Here is a 25,154-nt window from a genome sequence, read left to right on the forward strand (position 1 = left end):
AGAAACGCATGTTGTTCAGCCATGATCTGATCCGCTCGCTGGGCACGGCGGTCGACCTGGTCAACACGCCGCTCACCACCGTCGCCGACCTGGCGGCGCTCGTCGAACGCCGCAAGGTCGCCAGTCCGGACGAGGTCACCGGAGCCGACCTCGACGCCGTGCGCGGCTCGCGGGACGAGCTCCACCGCGTCTTCACCACGCCAGACCAGGCCGTGGAGCGTCTCAACAAGCTGCTCGGCGCGACCAAGGTCACGCTGCGGCTGTCCGAGCACGACGGCCTGCCCCTGCATCTGCACCACTCGGCCGAGCAGGCGCCGGTGGCCGAGCAGCTGACCGCCGACTGCGGTCTGGCCCTGGCCCAGCTGTTCGTGCACGGGGAGCAGACGCGTCTGCGCACCTGTGCCGCGGAAGGGTGCAGCCGGGTCTTCGTGGACGCCTCACGCAACCGCTGCCGGGTGTACTGCGACAGCCGTACCTGCGGAAACCGCATGCACGCGGCGGCGCATCGGGCGCGGCGCCGTAGATAGATCACAGACGTCGGGCCGGGCCGCCGGATCCACCTGGGGTTCGGTGTATCCGGCGGCCCGCGCCCGGCCCCTCGGCCGCAGCCCTCGACCGTGCGGTGGTGGAGGGCTGCGGCCAGGACCGGCTCGTCACCGTGTTGCGGGCGGTCCGGCGAGCCGGTCTTGCCGCCTGCCCCGGCGGCGTACCCGCGATGGCCGGGCGATAGTGCCGCGATAGCGGTCGCTGGCGTAGTGGGCGGCATCACGGGAGGGAGGGGTCGTGCACGTCGAGCTCCCGATGCGCGTGAAAGTGGACCGGGCCCACCTCGTGATGCTGGCCGAACGCCGGCTGGTGGCGCGCGAGCGGGTCGTCGCCGTGCTGCGCTTCCTGGAGACTCTCGCCTGCGGCGACCTGGACGCCGCGGACTACGAGGCGTACCTGGCCGAGCGGCTCGGCCCGGACGCGGGCGGCCTCCTGGAGACCGGCCGCGCGCGGGACGATCTCGACGCCACCCTCACCTCCCTCCGGAGCCGCGCCTGGCTGCTGGGCTTCGCCGAGAAGGCGATCCGCCTGGAGGCGATCCTGCTGGCGCGGGCCCGCGCCTACGAACCGGTGATCCTGCCGGGGCACACGCGCTTCCGGGCGGCCGCGCCGATCACCTACGGCTACTACCTCCTGGGAGTGGCGCGGGCGGTGGGCAGGGAGATCGACGCGCTGGTGGCCGCGGCAGGCGGGCTGCACACCTGCCCTCTCGGGGCCTGCGCCGGCGCCGGCACTGACCTGCCCATCGACCCGTCGCGCACCGCCGGCCTGCTCGGCTACCTCGACGCGGGCCGGCACGCGCTGGACGCGGTGGCCAGCCGTGACGCCGTGCTGCGCATGCTGGGCGCCGCCGCTGGGCTCACCGTCGTGCTCAGCAGGTTCGCCGCAGACCTCCAGGCGTGGAGCGCGGCCGAGTCATCTTTCATCTCCTTCCCTGACCGGCCGCGCTCCACTTTTCCGCTCGAACACCTCAAGGCCAGGCCCGCCAGGCTCGCCGGCGCCTGGGCAGGGGCGGTGTCGGCCATGGCGGCGGCGCCGTTCGCCGGCACGGCCGAGGTCGGCGCCGAGGCGATGGAGAACGTCTGGCCGGGGCTGTCGGCGGCCGAGCAGGCGGTGGCGATGGCCCAGACGGTGGCCGGGGGAGCACGGCCGGACGCGCCCGCGCCCGCGCCCGCGGAGGTGCCCGAGCAGGTGCGCGAGCACTCCTACGGCGGCGGGCCCGGCGCCTTCGCCGAGCCGTACCAGCGCGCCTACGCCTCCTGGGTACGGCACCGCCGCTGGTGCGTGGACTGGCGGGAGGCGCAGGCCGAGGCCGACGCCGCGCTGGAGGCGGCCGTGAAGAGCGTCCTGGAGCAGCCATGAGCTGGTTCGTGCTGGTCGAGGGCGGCGCCGAGGGCCGGATGTTCTGCACGCGAGCCCGTGAGCTGGGGCTGACGCCGATCGTGCTCACCCGCGAGCCCGGCCACGCGGCCGACGGCGTCGAGGCCCTGCGGGCGGACACCGGCGATCCGGCGGTCGTGCTGGCCGCCTGCCGGAGGCTCGGCGGCCGGGTCGCGGCGATCACCAGCGGCTCCGAGCGGCACCTGGCCACCGCCGCGGAGGTGGCCGGTCGCCTGGGCCTGCCCCATCCGGACCCGGCGGCGATCCGCGCCTGCCGCGACAAGGCGGTCCAGCGGGCGTTGCTGCGCGAGGCCGGCGTGCCCGGCGCGGCCTTCGCCACCGCCCGGACGCCCGGTATCGCGGTCGCCGCCGCTCAGGCCATCGGCTTCCCGGTGGTCGTCAAGCCGGTCGCCGGCTCGGCCTCGGTCGCCTCCCGGTTGTGCCGGGACGCCGCCGAGGCGGAGGCGGCCGCCCACGACGCGCTGCGCGCCGGCAGCACGGTCATGGTGGAGGAGTACCTGCGTGGCGCCGAGTACTCGGTGGAGACCTTCGGCGACCAGGTCGTCGGCGTCACCCGCAAACACCTCGGCGCGGAGCCGTACTTCGTCGAGATCGGGCACGACTTCCCCGCGCCCCTCGACCTCGCGGCCCGCGCCGAGGCCGGCGAGCTCGCGCACGCCGCGCTGAAGTCCCTGGAGTTGTGCTGGGGCCCGGCGCGCATCGAGATCAGGTACGGCGCGGCCGGCCCGCGCGTCGTCGAGGTCAGCCCGCGACCGGCCGGCGGCGTGGTCGCGCGGATGGTCGAGGCGGCCACCGGCATCGACCTCGTCCGGCACACGGTCGCCAAGGCCGCGGGCCTGGAGCTCCCGCTGCGCGCCACGGTAAGGCGGGCGGCGTCCGTCCGCTTCCTGGTGGCCGCGCGCGAGGGCCGCCTGGCCGGGATCGACGGGCTGGAGGCGGCCAGGGCCGTGCCCGGCGTGGTCGAGGCCGGGCTGACCCGCGAACCCGGCCAGGAGGTGCGGCCGCGCGGCTCGCCCCGGGACCGGATCGGCTACGTGATCGCGGTGGCCGGCACCGGCGTGGCCGCGGCCCGCGCCGCCACCGCGGGGCTGGCCACGCTGACCGCGCGCATCACGCGATAGCGCGGCGATAGGCAGACGAAAGGCGCCGGGACGAGCGTGACCACAGCGAGCGGAGGTGCGGTGAAGACGGTAACGGCGCTGGTCGAAGCCCGCGTGGCGGCCTCGCCGGAGGCGATTGCGATCGTGGACGACACGGGCGCGACCACATACGGCGAGCTGAACCGCCGGGCGGAGGAGATAGCGGCCTGCCTTGTGGCGAGGGACGTGGGCCGCGGGTCGCTGGTCGCGGTACGCACCGGCCGGTCGGCGGCGATGGTCGCCACCTGGCTGGGCGTGCTGAAGACCGCGGCCGCCTACCTTCCGCTCGACGGCTCGTACCCGGAGGCACGGCAGCGGTTCATGCTCGCCGACTCCGGGGCCGAGCCGGTTCTCGACGGCGCCGAGCCGCAGATCGGGCTCGACGCGACCGCAGCGCGCGTCGAGCCCGATGACCTCGCCTGCGTGATCTACACCTCCGGCTCCACCGGCCTGCCGAAAGGTGTCATGATCGAGCACCGGAGCCTCGCCGGGACGCTCGAGTGGTACGCGGACGCGACCTGCCTGTCGCCCGGCGACCGGGTGGGCCAGACCGCGGCGAGCGGCTTCGACGTGGCCGGCTGCGAGATCTGGAGCGCGCTGGCCGCCGGCGCCGAACTGCACATCGCCCCGGAGTCGGTCAGAAAGGCGCCGGAGGAGCTCTGCCACTGGGCGGCCGAGCGCCGCCTGGACGTGCTGTACATGGTGACGCCGCTCGCGCAGCTGGCCGTGGAGAACGGCTGGCTGGATCGCGCCCCGCCGAGGGTCCTGACCACCGGAGGGGAGCGGCTGACGGTGACGCCGCCGCCGGGCGCGCGCTATCGCCTCCTCAACATGTACGGCCCGGCCGAGACGGCCGTGGTGGCCACGTGCGCGGAGGTGCCCCCGGGCAGCGAGGCGCCGCCGCCCATCGGCCACCCGATAGCGGGCGCTACCGCGCTCGTGCTGGACGCCGCCGGGCTGCCGGTGCCCCCGGGCGTGCCCGGCGAGTTGTACATCGGCGGCGCCGGGGTCGGCCGCGGCTATCTGGGCCGCCCGACGCTGACCGCCAAACGTTTCCTGACCCGGGCGGGCGAGCGCGTCTACCGCACCGGTGACCTGGTGCGGCGGCGCGTCGACGGGCAGTTGGAGTATGTCGGCCGGGCCGACGACCAGGTGAAGATCCGCGGTTTCCGCATCGAGCTGGGCGAGGTGGAGGCGCATCTGCGCGCCCACCCGGAGGTGACCGACGCCGCGGCGGCCGTGTGGACGCCGGCCCGCGGTCACCCGCGCCTGGCCGGGTACGCGGTCGGGCTGTTCGACCCGATCGAGGTGCGCCGCTGGCTGGCCCGGCGGCTGCCGGCGCACATGGTGCCCGCGGTGATCGTGCCGATGGCGAGCCTGCCGCTGACCCCCAACCAGAAGCTCGACCGCGCCGCCCTGCCCGATCCCGCCCGGCTGCCCGACACCGCGGTGCTGACCGACCCGGGTGAGCGCGCGCTGGCCGCGGACTGGCGGGAGGCGTGCGGCGTGGTCGTCCGCGGCCCCGGCGACAACCTGGCCGAGCTGGGGGCGGACTCCCTCGACCTGATCCTGGTGCGCGCCCGCGTGGCGGCCAGGGCGGGGGCGCCGATCCCGGCCGACCTGCTCACGCTGGTGCAGCCGCTGAGCGAGCAGGCCGCCCTCCTCGCGGCGCTGCCCTCGCTCGAGGCCGCGGCGGCCTGTGGCAGGCGGGCGCCATGATCTACGACAACGTGATCGACTGGGCCCGTAAGTTCCCTGGGCGGCCGTGCGTGATCGAGGCGGGGCGCGTCTTCACCTGGGCACACCTGCTGGAGGTGTTCGAGGACGGCCGCCGCGAGCTGAAGCGGGCCGGGATCGGCCCCGGCGACCTGGTCGCCGTCGGCGGCGTGCGCCGGGGCGCGGCGATCGCGGGCATGCTGGCCGCCTGGTCGGTGGGCGCCGCCTACCTGCCTCTGGCGTACGGGACGCCGCTGGCCCGCGCCGAGCTGATCCTGGACATCGCCCGCCCAGCCGCCATCCTGGACGACCCGCTCGTGGCCGACGGCGACTGGGGCGGCTTCCACCTGCTGGACGACCCGGCCAAGCTCAATCCGGCGACGGCCTACGTGATCTTCACCTCGGGATCCTCCGGCGTGCCCAAGGGCGTGATGGTCGGGCACGCGGGGCTTGGCCCGCTGACCGAGTGGTACCGGGAGATCACCATGCTGGCCCCGGGTGACGTGGCCGGCCAGGTGGCCTCGCTCACCTTCGACGCCAGCGTCCTGGAGATCTGGGGCGCGCTGGCCAACGGCGCCACGCTCGCGGTCCCGCCGCTCGACGCCGTGCTCGACCCGGAGGTCTACCAGGACTTCCTGCGCGAGCACGAGGTCAGGGCCGCGTTCGTGCCGACCGGCATGGTGGCGCCGCTGTTCGACCTGGACTGGCCGGAGGACGTCCCCACCCGCATGCTGTTCACCGGCGGCGAGCGGCTGACCCGCTGGCCGGAGCCGCGCCACCCGTTCGCCTTCTACAACTGCTACGGCCCGGCGGAAAGCACCGTCGCCGCGACCTGCCACCTGCTCGACCCGCGCGCCGCCCGCCGCGAGCCGCCCCCGATCGGCCGCCCCCTGTCGTACGTGCACACGCGCGTGGCCGAGGACGGCGAACTGTGGCTCGGCGGCCCCGCGATCGCCCTCGGTTACCTGGGCGCCGCCGACGACTCCTTCGTCGAGCACAACGGCGAGCGCTGGTACCGCACGGGCGACCTGGTCACCCAGGACGCCGATGGCGTCCTCCACTACGTCTCGCGCACCGACGACCAGATCCAGCTGGACGGCCGCAGGACGGAACCGGCCGAGATCGTCCACACCATTCTCATGCTCGCCGACGTCGCCGACGCGTTCGTCTTCACGCGCGAGACCCCTTCAGGGGAGGTACGGCTGAGCGCCGCCGTCACCCCGGCCACCGTCGCCATGCAGGAACTCCGGCACCACCTCGAACGGCTGCTGCCCGCCTACATGATCCCGTCCGAGATCATGCCGATGGACGCGTTCCCTCTCACCGCCCACGGCAAGGTCGACGTCGACGCCCTCAGGGAGCGACGATGAATCTCGACAGTCTCTTCTCACCGGTGCGGCACGCTCTGGCCGCCCTGGTGACGCGGCAGGAGGCCGACACCCGCCCTGCCGTCCACGTCTTCCTGCTGACCTGCCACGCGATCGTCCTGCGCTACTGCCTCGGGATGTTCACCGAGGCCACGGCCAGACGGCTGCTCGGCCATCTGGTGAACGTCGCGCTAGGGGGCACCAGGACGCACCTGCTCACCCGGACCTGGGCCGGGTCCGCCAGAGGGGAACCACCTACCGGGACGGTGGTGAGTCTCGTCCGGGCACAGGCGGCGGCCTCGCCCGGGGCGAGTGCCCAGGCCCGCGGTGAGCAGGTGCCCAATCTTCGCCGGGTGAAGGGCGAGGTGCCGCTCACGCCGGTGCAGCGGCGCTTCACCACGATCGGCGGGCTCGACTCCCAGTCGGTACGGCTGCGCTGGGGCGAACCTCCCGACCCCGATCGCCTGCGGGCGGCCCTGGGCCGGCTGATCGCCCACCACGACGCCCTGCGGCTGCGCCTGCGCAGGACGCCGGGCGGCTGGCGGCAGCACGTCGCCGAGAGGGAGAGCGCCGACCCGCTCCTCGACGGCCCCCGGCCGCCCGGCGGCCGGTGCGTCGATCCGGCGCGCGGGCCGATGCTGCGCGCCAGCCTGGACGGACGGGACCTGACGATCACTGTTCACCGCCTGGCCGTCGACGCGGCCTCCTGGGACATCCTGCTCGACGACCTGGCCACGGCCTACCAGGGCGGCCCGCTTCCGGCCCGGACCACCCCCTTCCGCCGCTGGGCCGAGCGCCTGGCCGGGCATGCGGCCGCGCCGGAGTTCGCCGCCGAGGCCGCCTACTGGCGCACGCCACGACCGGAGCCGGCGTCCTTCCCCGTGGACCACCCGGGCGTGACGCACGCGGACGCGGCCACGCTGGTGCGCACCCTCGACCCCGCTTACACGCGGGCCCTGCTGGCCAAGGAGGTCCACGACCTTCTGGTCACCGCCCTGGCCCAGACGGTCGCCGATCACACCGGGCGTCCCGACGTCCACCTGGATCTGGAGCGCGACGGCCGCGTGCCGCCCTTCGCCGGCGTGGACCTGTCCAGGACGGTCGGCCCGTTCACCGTCGTCCACCCCTTCCACGTGCACCTGCGTGACGCCCTGGACACCGACCGCTGCGTCAAGGCGGTGCGTGAGGTCCTGCGCACCACGCCCTGCCAGGGCGTCGGCCACGGCCTGGCGGGCGGGCGCGCGGCGGCCCCGATCAGCTTCGCCTACGAGGGCGTGGTCCCGCGGGGATCGGGTGTGTTCACCCGGCTCACGCCCGAGTCCTGCCCGGGGCGCTCGCACCTCATCGAGGTCCGCGCGGCCGTGGTGGACGAGGTTCTGCAGGTCACCTGGGCCTACTCGCCCGCCCAGTACCGAGAGGAGACCGTGAGCGCGCTGGCCGAGCGCTTCCTGGACCGGGTCGTGGCGCTGCTCATCCCGTCCGGGCGGCACACGCCACGCGGGCGGGCGTTTCTCGACCGGTTCTTCCCCGGAATTCCGGCCACGTTGCTGCGCATGCACCGGCACCGCGTGCCCGGCGCGGCTGTCGCGCTGGTGGCCGATGGCGTGGTGGCCGAGGCGTGGGGCGAGGGGCTTGCCTCGGCCACCACCGGGCTCCCGGTGCGCCGGGACACGGTCTTCTGCGCGGGTACGGCAGGCGAGCACGTCACCGCGCTGGCCGTCCTCCGGCTGGCCCGCGAGGGGGTCGCCGATCTGGACGAGGACGTCAACCACTACCTCAGTGCCCCGGGGGTGCGCCCCGGTCTGACCCTGCGCGTCCTGCTCACGCGCACGCCCGAGGGCGGCAAGGTGGTCGAGCGGGTGCTCTGCGCGCTGACGGGCAGGGATCTGCCCGGGCTCATGCGGGAGCTGGTCTTCGACCCCCTGGGCATGCGGCACAGCGGCTACGACGCGCGCCTGCCGAAGGCGGCCACGGGCCACGACCGGCGGGGCAGGCCGCTGTCCGGCTGCCCGGCCGGACTGTGGACCAGCGCGGAGGACCTGGCCAGGGTGGCCACGGAGATCCAGCGGGCGTACGCGGGCACCGGCGTGCTGCTCGACCGCTGGGCGGCCACCCAGCTGCTGACCCCCGTCCCGGGCACCGTCCACGGGCTGGGCACCGTGGTCCGGGAGGCGGACGGTGTGCGCTGGTTCGGGCACACCGGGACGGCGCCCGGATATCACTGCTATTCGGGGGTGGGTCTCGAAACGGGCGCCGGAGTGGTCCTGATGTCGAACGCAGAGTCGGGAATGGAGTTCGCCTTCGACCTTCTGGTGGAGCTCGGGGCCGGATTCCACACCTGGACGGAGCGCTAGTCGTAACCTGACGGGTGCCATCTGCTGGTTTCGGCGGGTGGCACCCGTTGAGTTTGCGAGATTAACTCGTATGTTGGCATTGGTGCGCGCCTAGGCCCCCGTGCGCCAAGCTGGCGCTCCACATTGCCATAATTCGCGCATATAGTGACCTCTGCAGATCAACGGTAACTCTTTGTCAAGTGAGAAGGTGGGCGTTGATCCTCGAGTTTCGGGTGCTTGGGCCGCTCGAAGTATTCGCCGGAACCAAGGTGGATATCGAGGGCCGCCGACGCCAGATCGTGCTGGTGATGTTGTTACTCGAGCCTGGCCGGGTGGTCACCACCGGCCGGCTGATCGAGGCGCTGTACGGCGACGAGCCGCCGAAGACGGCCGACGCCCAGGTGCAAATCTGCATCTCCCAGTTGCGCAGCTGGTTCGCCAAATACACCGACAGTGAGGTCATCGTCACCCATTCCGCCGGATACCTCATCCGGATTCCGGAGGACTGCCTCGATCTGACCCGCTTCCGCCGGCACATCACCCGGGGCCGCGAGGCCGCCCGTGCCCAGGATCTCGAAGGCGCGGTCAACGAGTTCCGCGCGGGCCTGGCCCTGTGGCGGGGCGAGGCGCTGGAAGGCATCAACAGCCGGCGCGTGCAGGCCGCCGCGACCCGGCACAACGAGGAACGCTTCGTCGCGCTGCAGGAGTGCATCGACCTGGAGCTGCGCCTGCAGCGCCACCACGAGCTGCTGGGCGAGCTCAAGGAACTGGTCGCCGTGCACCCGCTGCGCGAGGAACTCCACATGCAGCTCGCCCTGGCGCTCTACCGCGCCGACCGGCAGGTCGAGGCGCTGGAGGTGCTGCGGAACGTGCAGTACACACTGGTCGAGGAGCACGGGCTGAGCCCGGGCGAGGAGCTGCGCCAGCTCGAGCAGGCCATCCTGTCGCAGGATCCCTCCCTGGCCGCCCCCGCCTCGGAGCCGACGAAGATCGTGCCGCACCAGCTGCCCGCCGCGCCGTCCAACTTCGTCGGCCGCGACGAGGTCATCAGGGAGGTCCGTGACCGCCTGGTCAACCCTGGGCAGGTCCACCGGGCCGCGGTGGTCATGGTCACCGGACCCGGCGGGGTGGGCAAGACGGCCCTCGCCGTACACGCCGCGCACAAGGCGCGCGAGGAGTTCCCCGACGGCCAGCTCTACGTGCACCTGCGCGACGCCGACGGCCACCCGGTCCCGGCCGAGCAGGTGCTGGAGCGGCTGCTGCGCTCGCTCGGCGTCGCGCCGTCGGTGCTGCCGAGCGGCATCGTCGAGCTCGGCACCATGTACCGCAGCGTCATGGCCAACCGCCGGGTGCTCGTCGTGCTCGACGACGCCGCCAGCGCGCGGCAGATCCTGCCGCTGGTGCCCGCCGAGCCGCGCTGCGCGCTCCTGGTCACCAGCCGCCGCTCGGTCATCGGCCTGCACGGCGCCCACCACGTGGACCTGGACGTCTTCGACGAGAACACCAGCCTCGAACTGCTCTCGCAGGTGATCGGCGAGGCCCGGGTCATGACCCAGGAGGCGGCCGCCAGGCGGCTGGCGGAAGCCTGCGGCCACCTGCCGCTCGGCCTCGGCATCGTGGCGGCCAAGCTCTCCATGCGCCAGCACTGGCCGATCGACCAGATGGTGCGCAGGCTCGCCGACGAGCGGCGCCGCCTGGACGAGCTGATCCTCGGCGACGCCAGCGTCCGCGCCACGATCTCGATCTCCTGCCAGGAGCTCGACCCGCCCGCCGCCCGGCTCGTGCTGCTGCTCGGCGCCCTCGACGAGGTGGACTTCGCCGGCTGGATCGCCGGCCCGCTGCTTGACATGGACCCGTACGTGGCCACCGACATCCTGGAGACGCTGGTCGAGGAGCGGCTGGTCGACATCGTCGTGCGCGACGACCAGCAGGTGCGCTACCGCCTGCACGACCTGACCAGGACCTACGTGCGCGAGCTGCTGGCCCGCGAGATCCCGCTGGAGGAGCAGGAGGAGGCGCTGCACCGGCTGCTGCGCTGCTGGCTGCACCTCGCGGGCCGGGCCCACCGCCAGGCATACGGCGGCGACTACACGATCCTGCACTCCGCCGTCGAGCCGTGGACCCTGCCGGAGGAGCTGGTCGAGAGCCTGATCGCCGACCCGATCGAATGGTTTCAAACAGAGCTGACGAACCTGGTCTCCGGCGTGCACCAGGCCGCCAGGCTCGGCCTGCACGAGTTGTGCTGGGACCTGGCCGTCACCTCCGTGACCTTGTTCGAGACCCGCTCCTACCGGCAGGCGTGGCGCGAGACCCACGAGATAGCGTGGGGCGCGGTACGGCGGGCCGGCGACAAACGCGGCGAGGCCGTCGTGCGCTACTCCCTCAGCGGCCTGGAGCTCGTCGAGCAGCGGCTGGCCGAGGCGCAGCAGAACCTGGAGGCGGCCCGCGCCTGGTTCGAGGCCAGCGGCGACATCCACGGCCGCGGCCTGGTCCTGCGCCACCTGGCCTTCATCGAGCGCACCAAGGGCCAGTACTCGGTGGCCCAGGACTGGTACGAGCAGGCGCTGAAGGACCTGCGCGGCGCGGGCGACCTCGTGGGGGAGGCGCACGTGCTGCGCAACATCGCCCAGATCCACCTGGAGTCCGGACGGCCGGAGGAGGCCGAGCCGTACCTGCGTGAGTCCTTGGCGATCTGCGTGCGCACCGGGTCGAGCCGGATCGAGGCGCAGGTGCGCTACCGGCTGGGCGAGGCGATGCTCACGCGCGGGCGGCTGACGGAGGCCGAGGAGTCGTTCGACGCCGCCCTGTTCACCGCGACCAGCATGAACGACTCGATCGGCGAGGCGTTCGCGCTGCTCGGCATCGGCCGGGTACGGCTGGCCCAGGGCGACTTCGTGGGCGCGCAGCCCCTGCTCGGCGACGCCCTGATGTCCGCCTGCCTGGGCGGCAGCCAGTTGTGCGAGGGTCAGTCGCTGCTGGCGCTGGCCGAGCTGGCGCTGGCCGGGAACGATCCGGACGCGGCAGGGGTACGGCTGGACCGTGCCGAAGCCATCTTCACCGACATCGAGGCCAAGGCGTGGCGGGCCAGGGTGGACGAGCTGCGGGCCAAGTTCTGACCGGTCAGGCGGGGAAGAGGGCGTCCACGTAGGCGTTGCGGAACTTGCCCGGGGGGTCGAGCCGGCGCCTGAGCCGGGCGAAGTCGGCGGCCCGCTCGTAGAGGGCGCCGATCTGCCGGGGCCGGGCGGTGGTCAGCTTGCCCCAGTGCGGCCGGGCGCCCAGCGGCAGGAGCCGTTCCTCGACCGCGCGCAGCGCCGGCATGACCGCGGCGGTGTCCCTGATCCACGTGAAGTGGATCGTGAGGGAGTCGCGGTCGTAGGCGGGGCTGAGCCACAGATCGTCGCCGCGGACCGTGCGCACCTCGGAGATGTGCAGCACGGGCGCCACGAGCGGGCCGATCTCCGCGATGGCCGCGAACGCCTTGCCCGCCGCCTGCCTGGGCAGGTAGTACTCCGACTGCAACTCCTGCCCGGCGCTGGGCGCGTGGGCGGGGCGGAAGTGCGGCAGCCGTTCGTGCCAGGGGCCGGGCACGCCCTGTTGCTTGGTGCAGGCCCGCGCCGGCATCCCGGGCACCGGATGCATCGGGCGCTCCGCGGCCCGCCCGCCGGCCCAGCCGCTCTCCGGCCGGGGCCCGGGGGCGTCGAGGCGGTGTTTGAGCCAGACCGCGGCCCGGCCGCTGCGCCAGTCGGTGAACGTGCTGACGCTGTAGGCGGCGCCGAACACCTCGTCGAAACAGTCGGCCACCTCGGTGAGCGGCACGTCGAGGCGGACCCGCTGGGCCACCTCGTAGGCGGGCTCGATCTCCAGCGTCAGCCGGGTGACGATGCCGAGCGCGCCGAGGGCGACGACGGCGCCGGGGAAGACGCCGGGGTCGTGGTCGCGGCTGAGGGTGACGAGGTCGCCTTCCGGGCCGACCATCTCGACGGCGACGACCGCGGCGGCCAGGCAGCGGGAGCCGTCGCCGGAGCCGTGGGTGGCGGTGGCGCAGGATCCGGCGACGGAGATGTGCGGCAGCGAGGCCAGGGTGGCCAGCGCGTATCCGGCGTGGTGCAGGTGTTCGGCGACGTCGGCGTAGCGCAGGCCGGCCGAGACGGCGGCGGTCGACGTCGCGGTGTCGATCTCGACGGACCCGGGCAGAGCGTCCAGGCGGACCAGGTCGTGGACGGTATCGGCGACGAGGCTGAAGGAGTGGCCGCTGCCGAGCGCGCGCACGCGGCGGCTGGTGGCGACCAGGTGGCGCAGGTCGCCGAGGGTGGCGGGCCGGTGCACGCGGGCGGCGCCGAAGGTGACGTTGCCCGCCCAGTTGGTGATCGGCATGTCGGCTCCCGGTCGGCGTCAGAGCATGCGCAGGGCGTCGGTCACGGCGGGGGAGATCTCCACACTGCCGCCCAGGTCGGGGATCGGCAGCCAGGCCACCGCGTCCGTGGTGCCGTCCACCTCGATCACCTCGGGCGAGCCCGACGCCACCTCGGCGGTGTGGAACAGGCCGATCAGGTGCCAGTACACGCCCAGCCGCCGCACCGCGTAGCTGCGCGCGCCCACCAGCCGGGCGCCGGTCAGCTCGAGCCCGGTCTCCTCGCGCACCTCCCTGGCCAGGGCCTCCTCCGGCTGCTCGCCGGGGTCGATGCCGCCGCCGGGCAGGTGCCACTCGCCTGGTTCGAAGATCGGGGAGCTCTCCGACAGGCGGGTCAGTAACAGCCGGTCGCCGGCGGTGATCATCGCGTAGGCGGAGACCCGGATGCGCGGTTGTTCCATTCAGATCCTCCCGGTGGCCAGGGCGACCGTGCTGTCGAGGAAGTGTTCCAGGATCGCCGCTGCGGGTCCCGGATCCTCCTCTTCGAGGAAGCGCAGCACGATGCCGTCGAACCCGCTGATGAAGTACCGCGCGACCACCTCGGCGGGCAGGGCGAGGGGCTGGCCCGCGCGTTCGGCCGCCTCCGTCAGCAGCCGCGCGGCGATGGCGTCGAGGCTCAGCGTGTAGCAGGAGGCGGCCTTGCGCAGCACCGGGTCCCGCAGGGAGAGCAGGGTCAGCTCCAGGAACAGGATGTACTTCTCCCGTTCCTCGGTGACCGTGCGCCACAACTCCCGCACCAGCGCCGCGATCGTCTCCCGGAAGTCCGTGCCGTCCTCCGGCATGGCCGCCTCGACCCGGCTGACGAGCGTCCTGATGAGCTCTTCCAGCACGCCGCGGTAGAGCTCCTGCTTGGAGCCGAACATGTAGTGCACCATCGCCTGCGCCACCCCCGCCTCGGCGGCGATGGCCCGGGTGCTCCCCGCGGCGACGCCTTCCCGGGCCATGAGCCCGATCGCGGCCTCAACGAGCTGAGGGCGCCGCTCGGCGGCGGGGACGTGAGCCATGCCCGCACCCTATCGGCTCTCCTTCGCGGGCAGCCGCGATGTCACAACGGGACCCCGTCCGCTCGTCGTCGGGGGTGACCGCGTGCTGAGGAAGGGAAACTGACATGAAGGTGCTCGTCGCCGGAGCCACGGGAGCCATCGGCAAGCCGCTCGTCGCGGCGCTGCGGGAGGCGGGTCACGAGGTGCTGGCCCTGACCCGGTCGCCCGGGGCCGTCGTGCCCGGCGCCCGGACGGTCGTCGCCGACGTGCTCGACCGCGAGGGACTGCTGCGGGCCGTGGACGGCCTCGCCGCCGACGCCGTCGTCCACGAGCTCACCGCGCTGAGCAAGGCCCCGGCCAGGTACCGGGACCTGGAGACGACCAACCTCCTGCGCACGACCGGGACCGCCCACCTGCTCGACGTGGCCGCGGCGATCGGGGCCCGGCGGTTCGTGACGCAGTCGATGGTCCCCGGCTACGGCTACTACGACCACGGCGACCGGGTGCTCACCGAGGAGGACCCGTTCGGCGTCGAGCGCGGCGCCAAGGGGGACGCCGTGGTGGCGGCGATGCGGGTCAACGAGGAGCGGGTCTTCGCCTTCGGCGGCGTCTCGCTGCGGTACGGCGCCTTCTACGGGCTGGAGGGCTCGCGCGTCTTCGCGGCCATGCTGCGCGCGGGCAAGCTGCCCGCACCCAGGGGCGGGGGCGGCATGGTGCCGTGGATCCACCTGGCCGACGCCGCCGCCGCGACGGTCGCGGCTCTGGAGCGGGGTACGGCGGGCGCGGCCTACAACATCGTGGACGACACCCCGGTGACCTGGGGTGAGATGCTCGGCGCTCATGCCAGGGCCGTCGGCGCCCGGCCACCGCGGGCGCTGCCGCGCTGGCTGATGCGGATGGCCGCGCCGTACTTCGCCACGCTGATGTTCGACACCCGGATGCGGGTCTCGAACGACAAGGCCAAGCGGGAGCTGGGCTGGAAGCCCGTCTATCCGGGTTACGAGGAGGGCGTGGCGGCCCAGGAGCTGTGATTGTTCAATCGACTTAGTCGGATGACAAAGTCGCGTGCTAGCCTGGCGGTGACACCGGAAGAAGGGACGTTCACGTGACCGCTGCCGTCATCCCGTCGCCGCCCGCCCTGCCGTTCGCCGGCCACGCGCTCAGCGTGCCGGCCGACCGCCAGGTCGCCCACCTGTGCGAGCTGGCCCGCACCTGGGGCCCGATCTTCACGATGAGCGCCTTCGGCGAGGAGGTCGTGCTCGTCACCGGGCTCGACCTGGTCACCGAGCTGTGCGACGAGCGCCGCTTCCGCAAGAACGTCCACTCCGACCTGGTCAACCTGCGCCCGCTCGCCGGAGACGGCCTGTTCACCGCCTACTCCGGCGAGCCGAACTGGCGCAAGGCCCACGACATCCTGCTGCCCGCCTTCTCCGTCACCGCGATGCGCGGCTACCACGCGACCATGCTCGGCGTCGCCGGGAACCTGGTGACCGCCTGGGCGCGGGCGGGCCGGCGGCCCGTGGAGGTCAGCGCCGACATGACCCGGCTGACACTCGACACCATCGGGCTGTGCGGATTCGGCCACGACTTCGAGTCCTTCACCCGTGCCGAACCCCACCCGTTCATCGGCGCGCTGGTCGGCGCGCTGTCGTACGGCCAGGCCAAGGGCAGCTTCATCCCCGGCCTCGACTTCCTCTACGGCAGGCGCACCCGGCGCTTCCACGAGGACCTGCGCGTCATGGAGGACCTGGTCGACGAGGTCATCAGGCAGCGCAGGCAGTCCGGCGACCGGAGCACCGGCGACCTGCTCGGCCGCATGCTGCACAGCACCGACCCGGTCACCGGCGAACCCCTCGACGACCTCAACATCCGCTACCAGGTGATCACCTTCCTGATCGCCGGGCACGAGACCACCTCGGGCGCCCTGTCGTTCGCGCTGTACTACCTGGCCAAGAACCCGGCGGTGCTGGCCAAGGTGCAGGAGGAGGCCGACACGCTCTGGGGCGCCGACGAGCCGGACCCCACCTGGGCCGACGTGGGCCGCCTGACCTACACCCGGCAGGTGCTGCTGGAGAGCCTGCGCCTGTGGCCGACCGCCCCGGCGTTCGCCGTCGAGCCACTGGAGGACACGGTCATCGGCGGGCGGTACCCGGTCAAGGCGGGCGCTTCGCTCATCGTGCTGACGCCCGCGCTGCACCGCGACCCGGTCTGGGGCCGCAACGTGGAGCTGTTCGACCCCGATCGCTTCGCCCCCGACCGGCAGGACGCCCGGCCGCCGCACGCGTTCAAGGCGTTCGGCAGCGGGGAGCGGGCCTGCATCGGGCGGCAGTTCGCGCTGCACGAGGCGACCCTGGTGCTGGGGCTGCTGGCACACCGCTTCCATCTGATCGACCACGCCGGCTACGAGCTGAAGGTCAAGGAGACGCTGACGCTCAAGCCCGACGGCTTCACCCTGCTCGTCGAGCCGCGCACGGCCGCCGACCGGCGCGTGCGGGCCGCTCCGGCCACGTCCGCCGCCCTCACGTCCGCCGCCGTCACGTCCGCCGCCGTCACGTCCGCTGCCGTCACGGGGGTTCGCGCGGCCCCCGGCGCCGCGATCACCTTCCTCCACGGCTCGAACATGGGCACCTGCTCGGCCATCGCCCGCGACCTGGCCGCCGAGGCGGAGGAACGCGGCTTCACCACCACCGTCGCCCCGCTGGACGAGGCCGTGGACGCCCTGGGCGAGACCCCGGTCGTCATCGTGGCCGCCTCCTACAACGGGCGGCCGACCGACGACGCCGCCCGGTTCGTGGAGTGGGTGTCGGTCAAGGACGGGCTGCCGGGCACGCCGTACGCGGTGCTGGGGGTGGGCGACCGCAACTGGGCGGCTACCTTCCAGCGCGTGCCCCGGCTGATCGACGAGCGGCTGGCCGAGGCGGGCGCCGTCCGCCTGGCCGAGCGCGGGGTGGTGGACGCCTCGGGCGACCTCTCTGGCGCCGTGGACGCCTGGTCTGCCGCGCTCTGGCCGGCGCTGCCGGGCGCCGTCCAAGATCCGGCCGTCCAAGAGCCGGCCGGACAGGGGGCGGCTGGCCGGGAGGCGGCCGCGGAGAAGGCCGCTGAGCACGAACCGGTTTTCACCCTCGAGACCGTGACCAAGTCCCCGGCCGAGGAGAGGGCCGCGCACTACGGGGTGCTCCCGATGAAGGTCCTGCTGGCCGAGCCGCTCACCCACCCGGACGCCCGCCAGAAGCAGCACGTGCGCCTCCAGCTCCCCGAGGGTGTCACCTATCGCACCGGCGACCACCTGGCCGTCCTGCCGGAGAACCCGCCCGAGCTGGCCGAGCGGGCCGCCGCCCGCTTCGGTCTCGACCTCGCCCAGCGGGTACGGCTGCGCGCCGCCCGCCGTACCCGGACCCTGCTGCCGCTCGACACCCCGGTCACGGTGCGCGAGCTGCTGACCGGGTTCCTGGAGCTGCAGCGTCCGGCGACCCGGCACCAGTTGGACGTCCTGATCGCCCACACCCAATGCCCGCACACCCGGGCGAGGCTGGCCGCCGTCGATCCGGCCGCCGCCACGGTCCTGGATCTGCTGGCCGGGCATCCGGCCTGCGAGCTGCCGTTCGAGGTGTTCCTGGAGCTCATGCCGGCGTTGCGGCCGCGCAACTACTCCATCTCCACCTCCCCGCTGGTCCAGCCGGACGCCGTGGACCTGATGGTCTCCCGGGTGGCCGGGCCGAGCCGTACCGGGGCGGGGTGGTTCCACGGCGTGGCCTCGCATCACCTGGCCGAGGCGGCGCCGGGGGAGCGGGTGCTCGCGCGGGTCGTGCCGGGGCCGGAGGGCTTCCGGGAGCTGGCGGACGCGGCGAGCCCGGCGATCCTGGTCAGCGCGGGCACCGGGCTGGCGCCGTTCCGCGGGGTGATCCAGGACCGGTTGCGCCGCGGGGCGCGGGGCGGGCTGCTGTGCTACTTCGGGTGTGACGCACCGGAGCTCGACTATCTGCACCGAGCCGAGCTGGAGGAGGCCGAGGCCGCGGGGGTGGTGAGCCTGCGCCCGGTCTTCAGCGAGGTCCCCGGCGGGCGGTTCGTGCAGGATCGGCTGCTCGAGGAGGCGGACGAGGTCGCGGAGGTGCTCGACGCGGGCGGCCGCGTGTACGTCTGCGGGGACGGGCGCCGCATGGCTCCCGGGGTGCGGGCGGCGCTGGCCCGCATCCATGCCGAGCGCACCGGCGGGGCCGCGAGCGAGGAGTGGCTGGAGGAGCTGCGGGCGAGCGGCCGGTACGTTGAGGACGTCTGGGAAGGCTGAAGATTGCCTTAAGGGCGTTTTGTCCGGAAGGGTGGACCCGGATAATGACCGAATGACCAGTTCGGCGCGGGTGATGGTGGTCGAGGACGCGGAGGCCATCCGGCTGGCCGTGCTGTCCGGGCTGGGCTCGGCCGGGTACGTGGCCCGCGGGCTGCCCGACGGCACCGGCTTCGAGCAGGAGCTCAACGTCTTCCAGCCCGACCTGGTCGTGATCGACCTCATGCTGCCCGGCCGCGACGGCTTCGCCCTGCTGGACGTGGTGCGCGGGCGCAGCGACGCCGGCGTCATCGTGCTCACCGCCCGGGACGGCGTCGCCGACCGGCTGCGCGGGCTGCAGGCCGGGGCGGACGACTACGTGGTCAAACCGTTCGAGCTGGCCGAGCTGACCGCCCGGGTCGGCGCCGTGCTGCGGCGGCTGCGCCGTACCCCCTCGACGTTGCAGATCGGCAACCTGATCATCGACGTGGACAAGGGCATCGTGCTGCGCGACGGCCGTCCGGTCGAGCTGACCAGGACCGAGCTGCGCCTGCTCGGCCACCTCGCGCTCCACCGGGGCCAGGTGCTCAGCAAGACGCAGTTGCTCACCAGCGTCTGGGGATACGACGCCTACGATCCCAACCTCGTCGAAGTGCACGTCAGCGCGTTACGCAGGAAACTTGAGAGCACGGGCGAGCGCGTGCTGCACACCGTGCGCGGCCTCGGCTACGTCCTGGACGGACCTCGATGAGAGGGTACGGCTGGCGCAGCGGCTCGCTGCGCGGCAGGGTCACCAGCTCCACGCTCCTCGTCGTCGCCGCCACGCTCGTCGTGCTGCTGGTGGCCGTGGACGCGCTGTTCGGCTTCCTGGCCACCACCCAGACCGAGGACCGGCTGGCCGATCGGGTGCAGTTCGCCGTCCAGCTCGACCGGCGCAACGTCCGCGCCGACCGGCTGGTGCGGCGGCTCAGCGGCGCCGGGATCGAGGTGATGCTGGTCGACCTGGCCGGCCGGCAGCACACGCTCGGCGGCTTCCAGCCCAACCTCGGCACCCCCACCCTGACCAGGCGGCTGCCGAGCGGTGCGCTGCTCACCCTCTACGCCGACACCGAGGCCATCGACGCCACCCGGAACACGCTGCGCATGCTCATGCTGATAGCCGGGATCGCCGCGCTCGCGGCGCTGGGCTTCGTGCTGCCGGTGACGATACGGCACGCCACCCGGCCGATGGACGACATGGCGGACCTGGCCCGGCAGATCGCGCTGGGGGAGCGCGGCAAGCGCCTCACCCCCGAGCGCAGGGACACCGAGCTGGGACGCACCGCCGCCGCCTTCGACTCCATGCTCGACGCGCTGGAGGGCGCCGAACGACAGGCCCGCGAGTCGGAGAACCGCTCCCGCCAGTTCCTCGCCGACGTCGCCCACGAGCTGCGCACCCCGCTGGCCGGCATCCAGGCCACGGCGGAGGCGGTGCTGCAGGCGCCGCAGGCGATGCCGGCCGAGGAGCGCGAGCGCATGCAGCTCCTGCTGGTGCGCGAGACCCGCCGGGCCGGGCGCCTGGTGGACGACCTCCTTGCGCTGGCCAGGATCGACGCCGGTCTCGGCCTGCACCGCGAGCCCGTCCAGCTGCGTGCCCTGTGCGAAGCCGAAGCCGAGCACGTACGGCTGCGCGATCCCGACCTCATGGTGAGCGTGGCCGGGCAGGAGGCGATGGTGATCGGCGACGCCCAGCGGCTCGGCCAGGTGCTGGCCAACCTCCTCGACAACGCCCGCCGCCACACCCCGCCCGGCGGCGCCATCACGATGACGGTCGCCCGCCGCGACGTGCACGCGGTGGTCGACGTGACCGACACCGGGCCCGGGGTCCCGCCCTCGGCCCGCGAGCTGATCTTCCACCGCTTCGTCCGCCACGACACCGCCTCCGGCGGCGCCGGTCTCGGCCTGCCCATCGCCCGCGGCCTGGCGCTGGCCCACGGCGGCACCCTGACCTGCGAAGAGTCGGCGTCGGGCGCGCTGTTCCGGCTCAGACTGCCACTATGGGCCGATGGCTCAGCTTCATGACCTCGTCATCGACTGCCGTCATCCCGCTTCCCAGGCCAGGTTCTGGGCCGCCCTGCTCGACGGGTACGCGGTGGCGCCGTACGACGAGGAGGAACTGCGCCGCCTGAGCGCCATGGGCCTGTCCGGCCCGGAGGACGACCCGACCGTGCTGGTCGAAGGGCCGGACGGGGCGCCGCGGATCTTCTTCGTGAAGGTCCCCGAGCCCAAGCTGGTCAAGAACCGGGTGCACCTCGACGTCAGGGCGGCCGACCTCGAGGCCGAGCGGGAGCGCCTGCTCGGCCTCGGCGCGCGGGAGACGGGCCGGCACGAGAACTGGATCGTCATGGCCGACCCGGAGGGCAACGAGTTCTGCCTACAACCTGCGGGCGGCGGTCAGCCGGGCGGCCAGGTCGGCGGGGGGCCGGTCGCCGGGGCGTAGGAGGTTCTCCAGTTGATGGGGATCCTTGCCCAGGTCGTAGTACTCGCGGAAGATCACCTCGCCGGCTCCGTCGTAGTACTCGGTGTAGATGCGGGTGCCGGTGTAGACCGCCGCCCATAGGCCGGGCCCGGTGCCGTCGGGGCGGCCGTGGTACTCCAGGAACGCGAGGTCGCGGCGGCGGCCGGTCAGGAGCGAGAAGCCGTCCATGCGGCCGCGCGGCGCGATCCCGGCGGCGTCCAGGATCGTCGGCGCGATGTCGATGTTGGCGGCCAGCCGGTCGTCCGCCCTGCCCTGGCCGAAGCCCCCGGCGGGCCACGACAGGTAGAACGGCACCCGGAAGGCCGGCCGGTAGGGCACGCTCTTGCCGACGTGGCCGTGCTCGGCCCAGCTGAAGCCGTTGTCGCCGATGAAGATGATCAGTGTGTCGTCCAGCTTGCCCTGCGCCACCAGCTCGGCTCTGATCGCCTTGAACATGTCGTCCACCGAGCGGAGCGTGCGCAACTGGGCCTGGCGGACCTCGCGCCCGCGGGCCAGGTCGGCCGAGGCTCGCTGGATGTAGGGGGGCTTGTCGCTCTTGTCGGTCTCGGCCACGGCCGGGTTGCCGTCCCAGGGCGGCACCTCGAGGTCGGCGTACTTGTCCTCCGGGGTGTTCGGCCCGTGGGAGGCGTACGGCGACAGGTACAGGAACCACGGGTCGTCCTTGTTGGCCCGCATGAACGCCAGCGCGTGCTGCCTGATCAGCGTGGTGGTGTAGCCGGGGCGGCGGCCGACGGTGCCGTTGACGTTCCACTGGGCCCGCCGGTAGGCCGGGCGCATGATGGCGAAGTCGTCGAAGTGCGGCGGGGCCTGGCTGATGTCCCAGGCGTTGAGGTACTTGCCGTACAGCCCGGTGCGGTAGCCGCCCGCCCGGAGGTGGCTCTGGACGGTGGTGTCCTGGTCGAGCCGCTCCGGCGCGCTGTTGTCGACGACCCCGTGATGGCGGGCCAGGCGCCCGGTCATGATCGAGGAGCGGGACGGCGAGCACAGCGGCGTGGTCACGCAGCCGTGGGAGAAATCAACCCCCTGGCCGCCGATGAGGCTGACGATCGAGGGGATCGCCCACTCGGTCTCCTTCCGGTGATCGTCGGTGACGATGAGCAGGATGTTGGGGCGTTTGGGGCGCGTGGCCGCGGACGCCGGGCCGCTGGTGACCGCGGCGGCGGCAGCCGTACCGGCGATGAAGGCGCGTCTGCTGAGTTGACTCACGTCCTGACCTCCCGAAAACGGTAGTCAGTAATTGTTCACCACTCATCACCATATGTCGGGTTTTGGGGGAGATCTTCAGGGGTTCTTCAGAAGGAGGGTTGACACCACTTCGTGTGTAGTACTACGTTGACAGCACTTCAAACGTAGTGCTTCAGAGCGAAGGAATCACCAGATGCGAATCAAGCTCCCCGCTTCGATCACCGGCGCCACCGCCGAGCAGGCCAAGGGCAAGCACGGCAAGCGTGAGCACGCCGTGCGCGAGATCCAGCCCACCGGCCGCGCCAACTTGTCCCGCCGTCCGACCGCCGCACCCCGAAGGAGCTCCTACTGAGAATCCGCCGCCGAGTCCCCGGCCAGCCGCAGGGCCTCCTCGATCAGGGTCTCCACGATCCGCGACTCCGAGACGGTCTTGACCACCTCGCCCTTCACGAAGATCTGCCCCTTGCCGTTGCCCGACGCCACGCCCAGGTCCGCCTCGCGGGCCTCGCCCGGGCCGTTGACCACGCAGCCCATGACCGCGACCCGTAGCGGGAACGGGAAGTCCTCCAGACCGGCCGTGACCTCCTCGGCCAGGCGATAGACGTCCACCTGTGCCCGTCCGCAGGACGGGCACGAGACGATCTCCAGTTTTCGCTGCCGCAACCCCAGCGATTCGAGGATGCCGATGCCGACCTTGACCTCCTCCACCGGCGGCGCCGACAGCGAGACCCGGATCGTGTCGCCCACGCCCTCGGCCAGCAGCACGCCGAAGGCCACCGCCGACTTGACCGTCCCCTGCATGAGCGGCCCCGCCTCGGTCACGCCCAGGTGCAGCGGGTAGTCGCAGCGCGCCGCGAGCTGCCGGTAGGCGGCGACCATCACCACCGGGTCGTGGTGCTTGACCGAGATCTTCACGTCCAGGAAGCCGTGCTCCTCGAACAGCGAGCACTCCCACAACGCCGACTCCACCAGCGCCTCCGGCGTGGCCCTGCCGTACTTGGCCAGCAGCCGGGGGTCCAGGGAGCCGGCGTTGACCCCGATCCTGATCGGCACCCCCGCCGCCGACGCCGCCCGCGCGATCTCGGCCACCCGATCGTCGAACTTCTTGATGTTGCCCGGATTGACGCGCACCGCCGCGCACCCGGCGTCGATCGCGGCGAAGACGTAGCGCGGCTGGAAGTGGATGTCGGCCACCACCGGGATCTGCGACTTGCGGGCGATCTCCGGCAGCGCCTCCGCGTCGTCGTGTGTGGGCACCGCCACCCGTACGATCTGGCAGCCGGCCGCCGTCAGCTCGGCGATTTGCTGCAGCGTGGCGTTGACGTCGTGCGTGGGCGTGGTGGTCATCGACTGCACGCTCACCGGCGCTCCGCCGCCGACGGGCACGCCGCCCACCATCACCTGTCGCGAGACCCGCCGCCTCTTCGACGGCATCCCGAGGTCGATCATCATCGGGCCAGCTCCTTCCGTACGGCATGCGCGATCCCGGGACCGGTCAGCCCCGCCTCCGTCAGCAACTGGTCCCGTGACCCGTGCTGGATGAAGGCCGGGGGCAGCCCGAGATGCCGCATCCGCTGACCGGTGCCGCACTCCTGCCCGATGACCGCCCCCGCGCCGCCGGTCACGACCCCGTCCTCCACCGTGACGACCAGTTGGTGCGCTCCCACCGCCTGCCGCAGGCCGGGCGTGACGGGCAGCACCCAGCGCGGGTCGAGCACGCTCACCCCCACCCCTTCCGCGCTCAGCATGGCCGCCGCCTCGAGGCAGGGCTCCGCCATCGCCCCGATCGCGATCAGCAGCACGTCGTGCCCGCTGCTCCAGAGCACGTCCATGCCTTCGGAACGTTCCACCGCGGCCAGCTCGATGCCCGCGCTCGCCTTGGGGAAGCGCAGCGCCGCCGGGCCCGCGCAGTCCACGGCCTCCTCCAGCAGCTCGCGCAGGCGGCGGCCGTCGCGCGGCGCGGCCACCCGCAGGCCCGGCACCGCCGACAGGATCGCCAGATCCCACATGCCGTGGTGGCTGGGGCCGTCGGGCCCGGTGATCCCGGCCCGGTCCAGCACGATCGTGACCGGCAGGCCCTGCATCGCCACGTCCAGGAGCACCTGGTCGAAGGCGCGGTTGAGGAAGGTCGCGTAGACGGCCACCACCGGGTGGAAGCCCTCCATCGCCAGCCCGGCCGCCGAGACCATCGCGTGCTGCTCGGCGATGCCCACGTCGAACATCCGGCCGGGGAACCGCTTGCCGAAGGCGTCCAGCCCGGTCGGGCCGGGCATGGCCGCGGTGATGGCGACCAGGCCGGGCCGGGTCTCGCCGAGCGCGCACAGGTGCTCGGCGAAGACCTGGGTCCAGGTGCGGCTGCTGCCGGACAGCGGCTTGCCGGTCTGCGGGTCGCTGACCGGGATGGCGTGCATGTGCTCGCCGAGATCCAGCTCCGCGGGGCGGTAGCCGTACCCCTTGCGGGTTTTGCAGTGGACCACGCTGGGGCTCGGCAGCGTGCGGGCGGTGCGCAGCGCGCGCTCGACCGCGGCGATGTCGTGGCCGTCCACCGGGCCGAGGTAGACGAAGCCGAGGCTCTCCAGCAGCGGGCCGAAGACGCGCGCGCACCCGCCGTGGGTGGGCGCGTAGGAGCGGCCGTTGTCGTTGAGCACGACGATGACCGGGCGGCCCTCGCCGTCGCTCAGGTTGTTGAGCGACTCCCACGCCAGCCCGCCGGTCAGCGCGCCGTCGCCGACGACGGCGACCACCGATCGGCCCTCCTCGCCCTTGAGCCGGCGGGCCTTGGCGATGCCGTCGGCGTAGCCGAGCGCGGTGGAGGCGTGGGAGTTGCCGATGTGGTCGTGGGGCGACTCCTCGGGCGAGGGGTAGCCGCTGAGCCCGCCGAGCGCGCGCAGGGTGTCGAAGCCCGCCTGCCGGCCGGTGAGCAGTTTGTGGACGTATGCCTGATGTCCGGTGTCGAACAGAAGTGTGTCCTCCGGGGAATGGAAGACGCGGTGCAGAGCGATCGTGATCTCGACCATGCCGAGGTTCGAGCCGAGGTGCCCGCCGCTCGCCATGACCTTGCCGATGAGGAACTCGCGAATCTCCCGGGCCAGCGCCTGCAGGTGCGCAGAGGGAAGGAGGCGCAGGTCGCGGGGGCTTGAGATGGTCTGGAGCAGAGGATCTTCCAGGCCAGAGGAGGCCGCCATGGTTGCTCCAAGAGGGGTCGACTGCGGTCGTGGTCGAATCCTGTCTCCGTGCCGCCTGTCCGTGAACAGGGTGTTCCAGTGGATGGAACAAGCGATTTCACTCTCGGTG

At 72.9% G+C, this 25,154-nt stretch carries 19 protein-coding genes; 13 read left to right on the forward strand and 6 right to left on the reverse strand.

Features of this window, described 5'->3' with window-relative positions; translation table 11 throughout:
* Window positions 1–8: 8 nt before the first annotated feature.
* The 7 genes from FVE25_RS48700 to FVE25_RS48730 all read left to right on the forward strand — a co-directional run bounded on the left by FVE25_RS48700 (window position 9) and on the right by FVE25_RS48730 (window position 11,618).
* On the forward strand, window positions 9–527 hold the full coding sequence (locus FVE25_RS48700; RefSeq protein ID WP_157249745.1) for a CGNR zinc finger domain-containing protein: 519 nt from the start codon (window positions 9–11) through the stop codon (window positions 525–527).
* Between the two features lie 256 nt (window positions 528–783).
* Entirely contained in the window at window positions 784–1,908 is a 1,125-nt protein-coding gene (locus tag FVE25_RS48705) for a lyase family protein (protein WP_157249746.1), read from the forward strand.
* Window positions 1,905–3,068, forward strand: coding sequence for an ATP-grasp domain-containing protein (locus tag FVE25_RS48710; protein ID WP_157249747.1), 1,164 nt, complete (start codon window positions 1,905–1,907; stop codon window positions 3,066–3,068). Before FVE25_RS48705 ends, FVE25_RS48710 begins: the two co-directional genes overlap by 4 nt.
* Before the next feature lie 60 nt (window positions 3,069–3,128).
* On the forward strand, window positions 3,129–4,805 hold the full coding sequence (locus tag FVE25_RS48715; RefSeq protein WP_181019718.1) for an amino acid adenylation domain-containing protein: 1,677 nt from the start codon (window positions 3,129–3,131) through the stop codon (window positions 4,803–4,805).
* Window positions 4,802–6,172, forward strand: a complete 1,371-nt coding sequence (locus FVE25_RS48720; protein ID WP_157249749.1) for an amino acid adenylation domain-containing protein — start codon at window positions 4,802–4,804, stop codon at window positions 6,170–6,172. The genes FVE25_RS48715 and FVE25_RS48720 overlap by 4 nt, the downstream gene beginning before the upstream one ends.
* Complete coding sequence (locus tag FVE25_RS48725; protein WP_157249750.1) at window positions 6,169–8,523, forward strand: serine hydrolase; 2,355 nt, start codon at window positions 6,169–6,171, stop codon at window positions 8,521–8,523. The genes FVE25_RS48720 and FVE25_RS48725 overlap by 4 nt, the downstream gene beginning before the upstream one ends.
* Before the next feature lie 194 nt (window positions 8,524–8,717).
* Window positions 8,718–11,618, forward strand: coding sequence for an AfsR/SARP family transcriptional regulator (locus FVE25_RS48730; RefSeq protein ID WP_157249751.1), 2,901 nt, complete (start codon window positions 8,718–8,720; stop codon window positions 11,616–11,618).
* 4 nt (window positions 11,619–11,622) lie between these two features.
* Here FVE25_RS48730 and FVE25_RS48735 read toward each other — a convergent pair whose 3' ends face one another.
* Genes FVE25_RS48735 through FVE25_RS48740 form a run of 3 tightly spaced genes read right to left on the reverse strand, consistent with a single transcriptional unit; the run spans window position 11,623 to window position 13,917 of the window.
* A complete protein-coding gene (locus tag FVE25_RS48735; protein ID WP_181019719.1) occupies window positions 11,623–12,876 on the reverse strand; it encodes a D-arabinono-1,4-lactone oxidase in 1,254 nt (417 codons plus the stop codon).
* Window positions 12,877–12,894: 18 nt separating this feature from the next.
* Complete coding sequence (locus tag FVE25_RS54145) at window positions 12,895–13,314, reverse strand: NUDIX hydrolase (protein WP_181019720.1); 420 nt, start codon at window positions 13,312–13,314, stop codon at window positions 12,895–12,897.
* The gene (locus FVE25_RS48740) at window positions 13,315–13,917 is read right to left on the reverse strand and encodes a TetR/AcrR family transcriptional regulator (protein WP_157249752.1); all 603 of its coding nucleotides are present in this window, start codon (window positions 13,915–13,917) and stop codon (window positions 13,315–13,317) included.
* A 104-nt stretch (window positions 13,918–14,021) separates the two neighbouring features.
* Here FVE25_RS48740 and FVE25_RS48745 point away from each other — a divergent pair, with 104 nt between their 5' ends.
* The 5 genes from FVE25_RS48745 (at window position 14,022) to FVE25_RS48765 (ending at window position 20,636) form a co-directional block, all read left to right on the forward strand.
* Window positions 14,022–14,927: an NAD-dependent epimerase/dehydratase family protein gene (locus tag FVE25_RS48745; RefSeq protein ID WP_157249753.1), complete on the forward strand. Its 906-nt coding sequence runs from the start codon at window positions 14,022–14,024 to the stop codon at window positions 14,925–14,927.
* Window positions 14,928–15,001: 74 nt separating this feature from the next.
* A complete protein-coding gene (locus FVE25_RS48750) occupies window positions 15,002–18,181 on the forward strand; it encodes a bifunctional cytochrome P450/NADPH--P450 reductase (protein WP_219825647.1) in 3,180 nt (1,059 codons plus the stop codon).
* Between the two features lie 52 nt (window positions 18,182–18,233).
* Complete coding sequence (locus tag FVE25_RS48755) at window positions 18,234–18,908, forward strand: response regulator transcription factor (protein ID WP_157249754.1); 675 nt, start codon at window positions 18,234–18,236, stop codon at window positions 18,906–18,908.
* Window positions 18,905–20,218 carry a HAMP domain-containing sensor histidine kinase gene (locus tag FVE25_RS48760; protein ID WP_157249755.1) on the forward strand — a complete coding sequence of 438 codons (1,314 nt, stop codon included), beginning with the start codon at window positions 18,905–18,907 and terminating at the stop codon, window positions 20,216–20,218. The genes FVE25_RS48755 and FVE25_RS48760 overlap by 4 nt, the downstream gene beginning before the upstream one ends.
* Complete coding sequence (locus FVE25_RS48765; protein ID WP_157249756.1) at window positions 20,202–20,636, forward strand: VOC family protein; 435 nt, start codon at window positions 20,202–20,204, stop codon at window positions 20,634–20,636. Before FVE25_RS48760 ends, FVE25_RS48765 begins: the two co-directional genes overlap by 17 nt.
* On the opposite strand, the gene FVE25_RS48770 is transcribed toward FVE25_RS48765, so the two are convergent.
* Window positions 20,571–21,881: a sulfatase family protein gene (locus FVE25_RS48770; protein ID WP_157249757.1), complete on the reverse strand. Its 1,311-nt coding sequence runs from the start codon at window positions 21,879–21,881 to the stop codon at window positions 20,571–20,573. The genes FVE25_RS48765 and FVE25_RS48770 overlap by 66 nt on opposite strands.
* A 172-nt stretch (window positions 21,882–22,053) precedes the next feature.
* On the opposite strand from FVE25_RS48770, the gene FVE25_RS54150 reads away from it, so the two are divergent.
* Entirely contained in the window at window positions 22,054–22,212 is a 159-nt protein-coding gene (locus FVE25_RS54150) for a hypothetical protein (RefSeq protein ID WP_181019721.1), read from the forward strand.
* Here the strand turns inward: FVE25_RS54150 and ispG are convergent.
* Complete coding sequence (ispG, locus tag FVE25_RS48775; RefSeq protein ID WP_157249758.1) at window positions 22,206–23,312, reverse strand: flavodoxin-dependent (E)-4-hydroxy-3-methylbut-2-enyl-diphosphate synthase; 1,107 nt, start codon at window positions 23,310–23,312, stop codon at window positions 22,206–22,208. The genes FVE25_RS54150 and ispG overlap by 7 nt on opposite strands.
* Window positions 23,309–25,045 carry a 1-deoxy-D-xylulose-5-phosphate synthase gene (locus FVE25_RS48780; RefSeq protein ID WP_157249759.1) on the reverse strand — a complete coding sequence of 579 codons (1,737 nt, stop codon included), beginning with the start codon at window positions 25,043–25,045 and terminating at the stop codon, window positions 23,309–23,311. Before FVE25_RS48780 ends, ispG begins: the two co-directional genes overlap by 4 nt.
* Between the last annotated feature and the right edge of the window lie 109 nt (window positions 25,046–25,154).

The organism is Nonomuraea typhae (assembly GCF_009760925.1).
GTDB lineage: Bacteria > Actinomycetota > Actinomycetes > Streptosporangiales > Streptosporangiaceae > Nonomuraea > Nonomuraea typhae.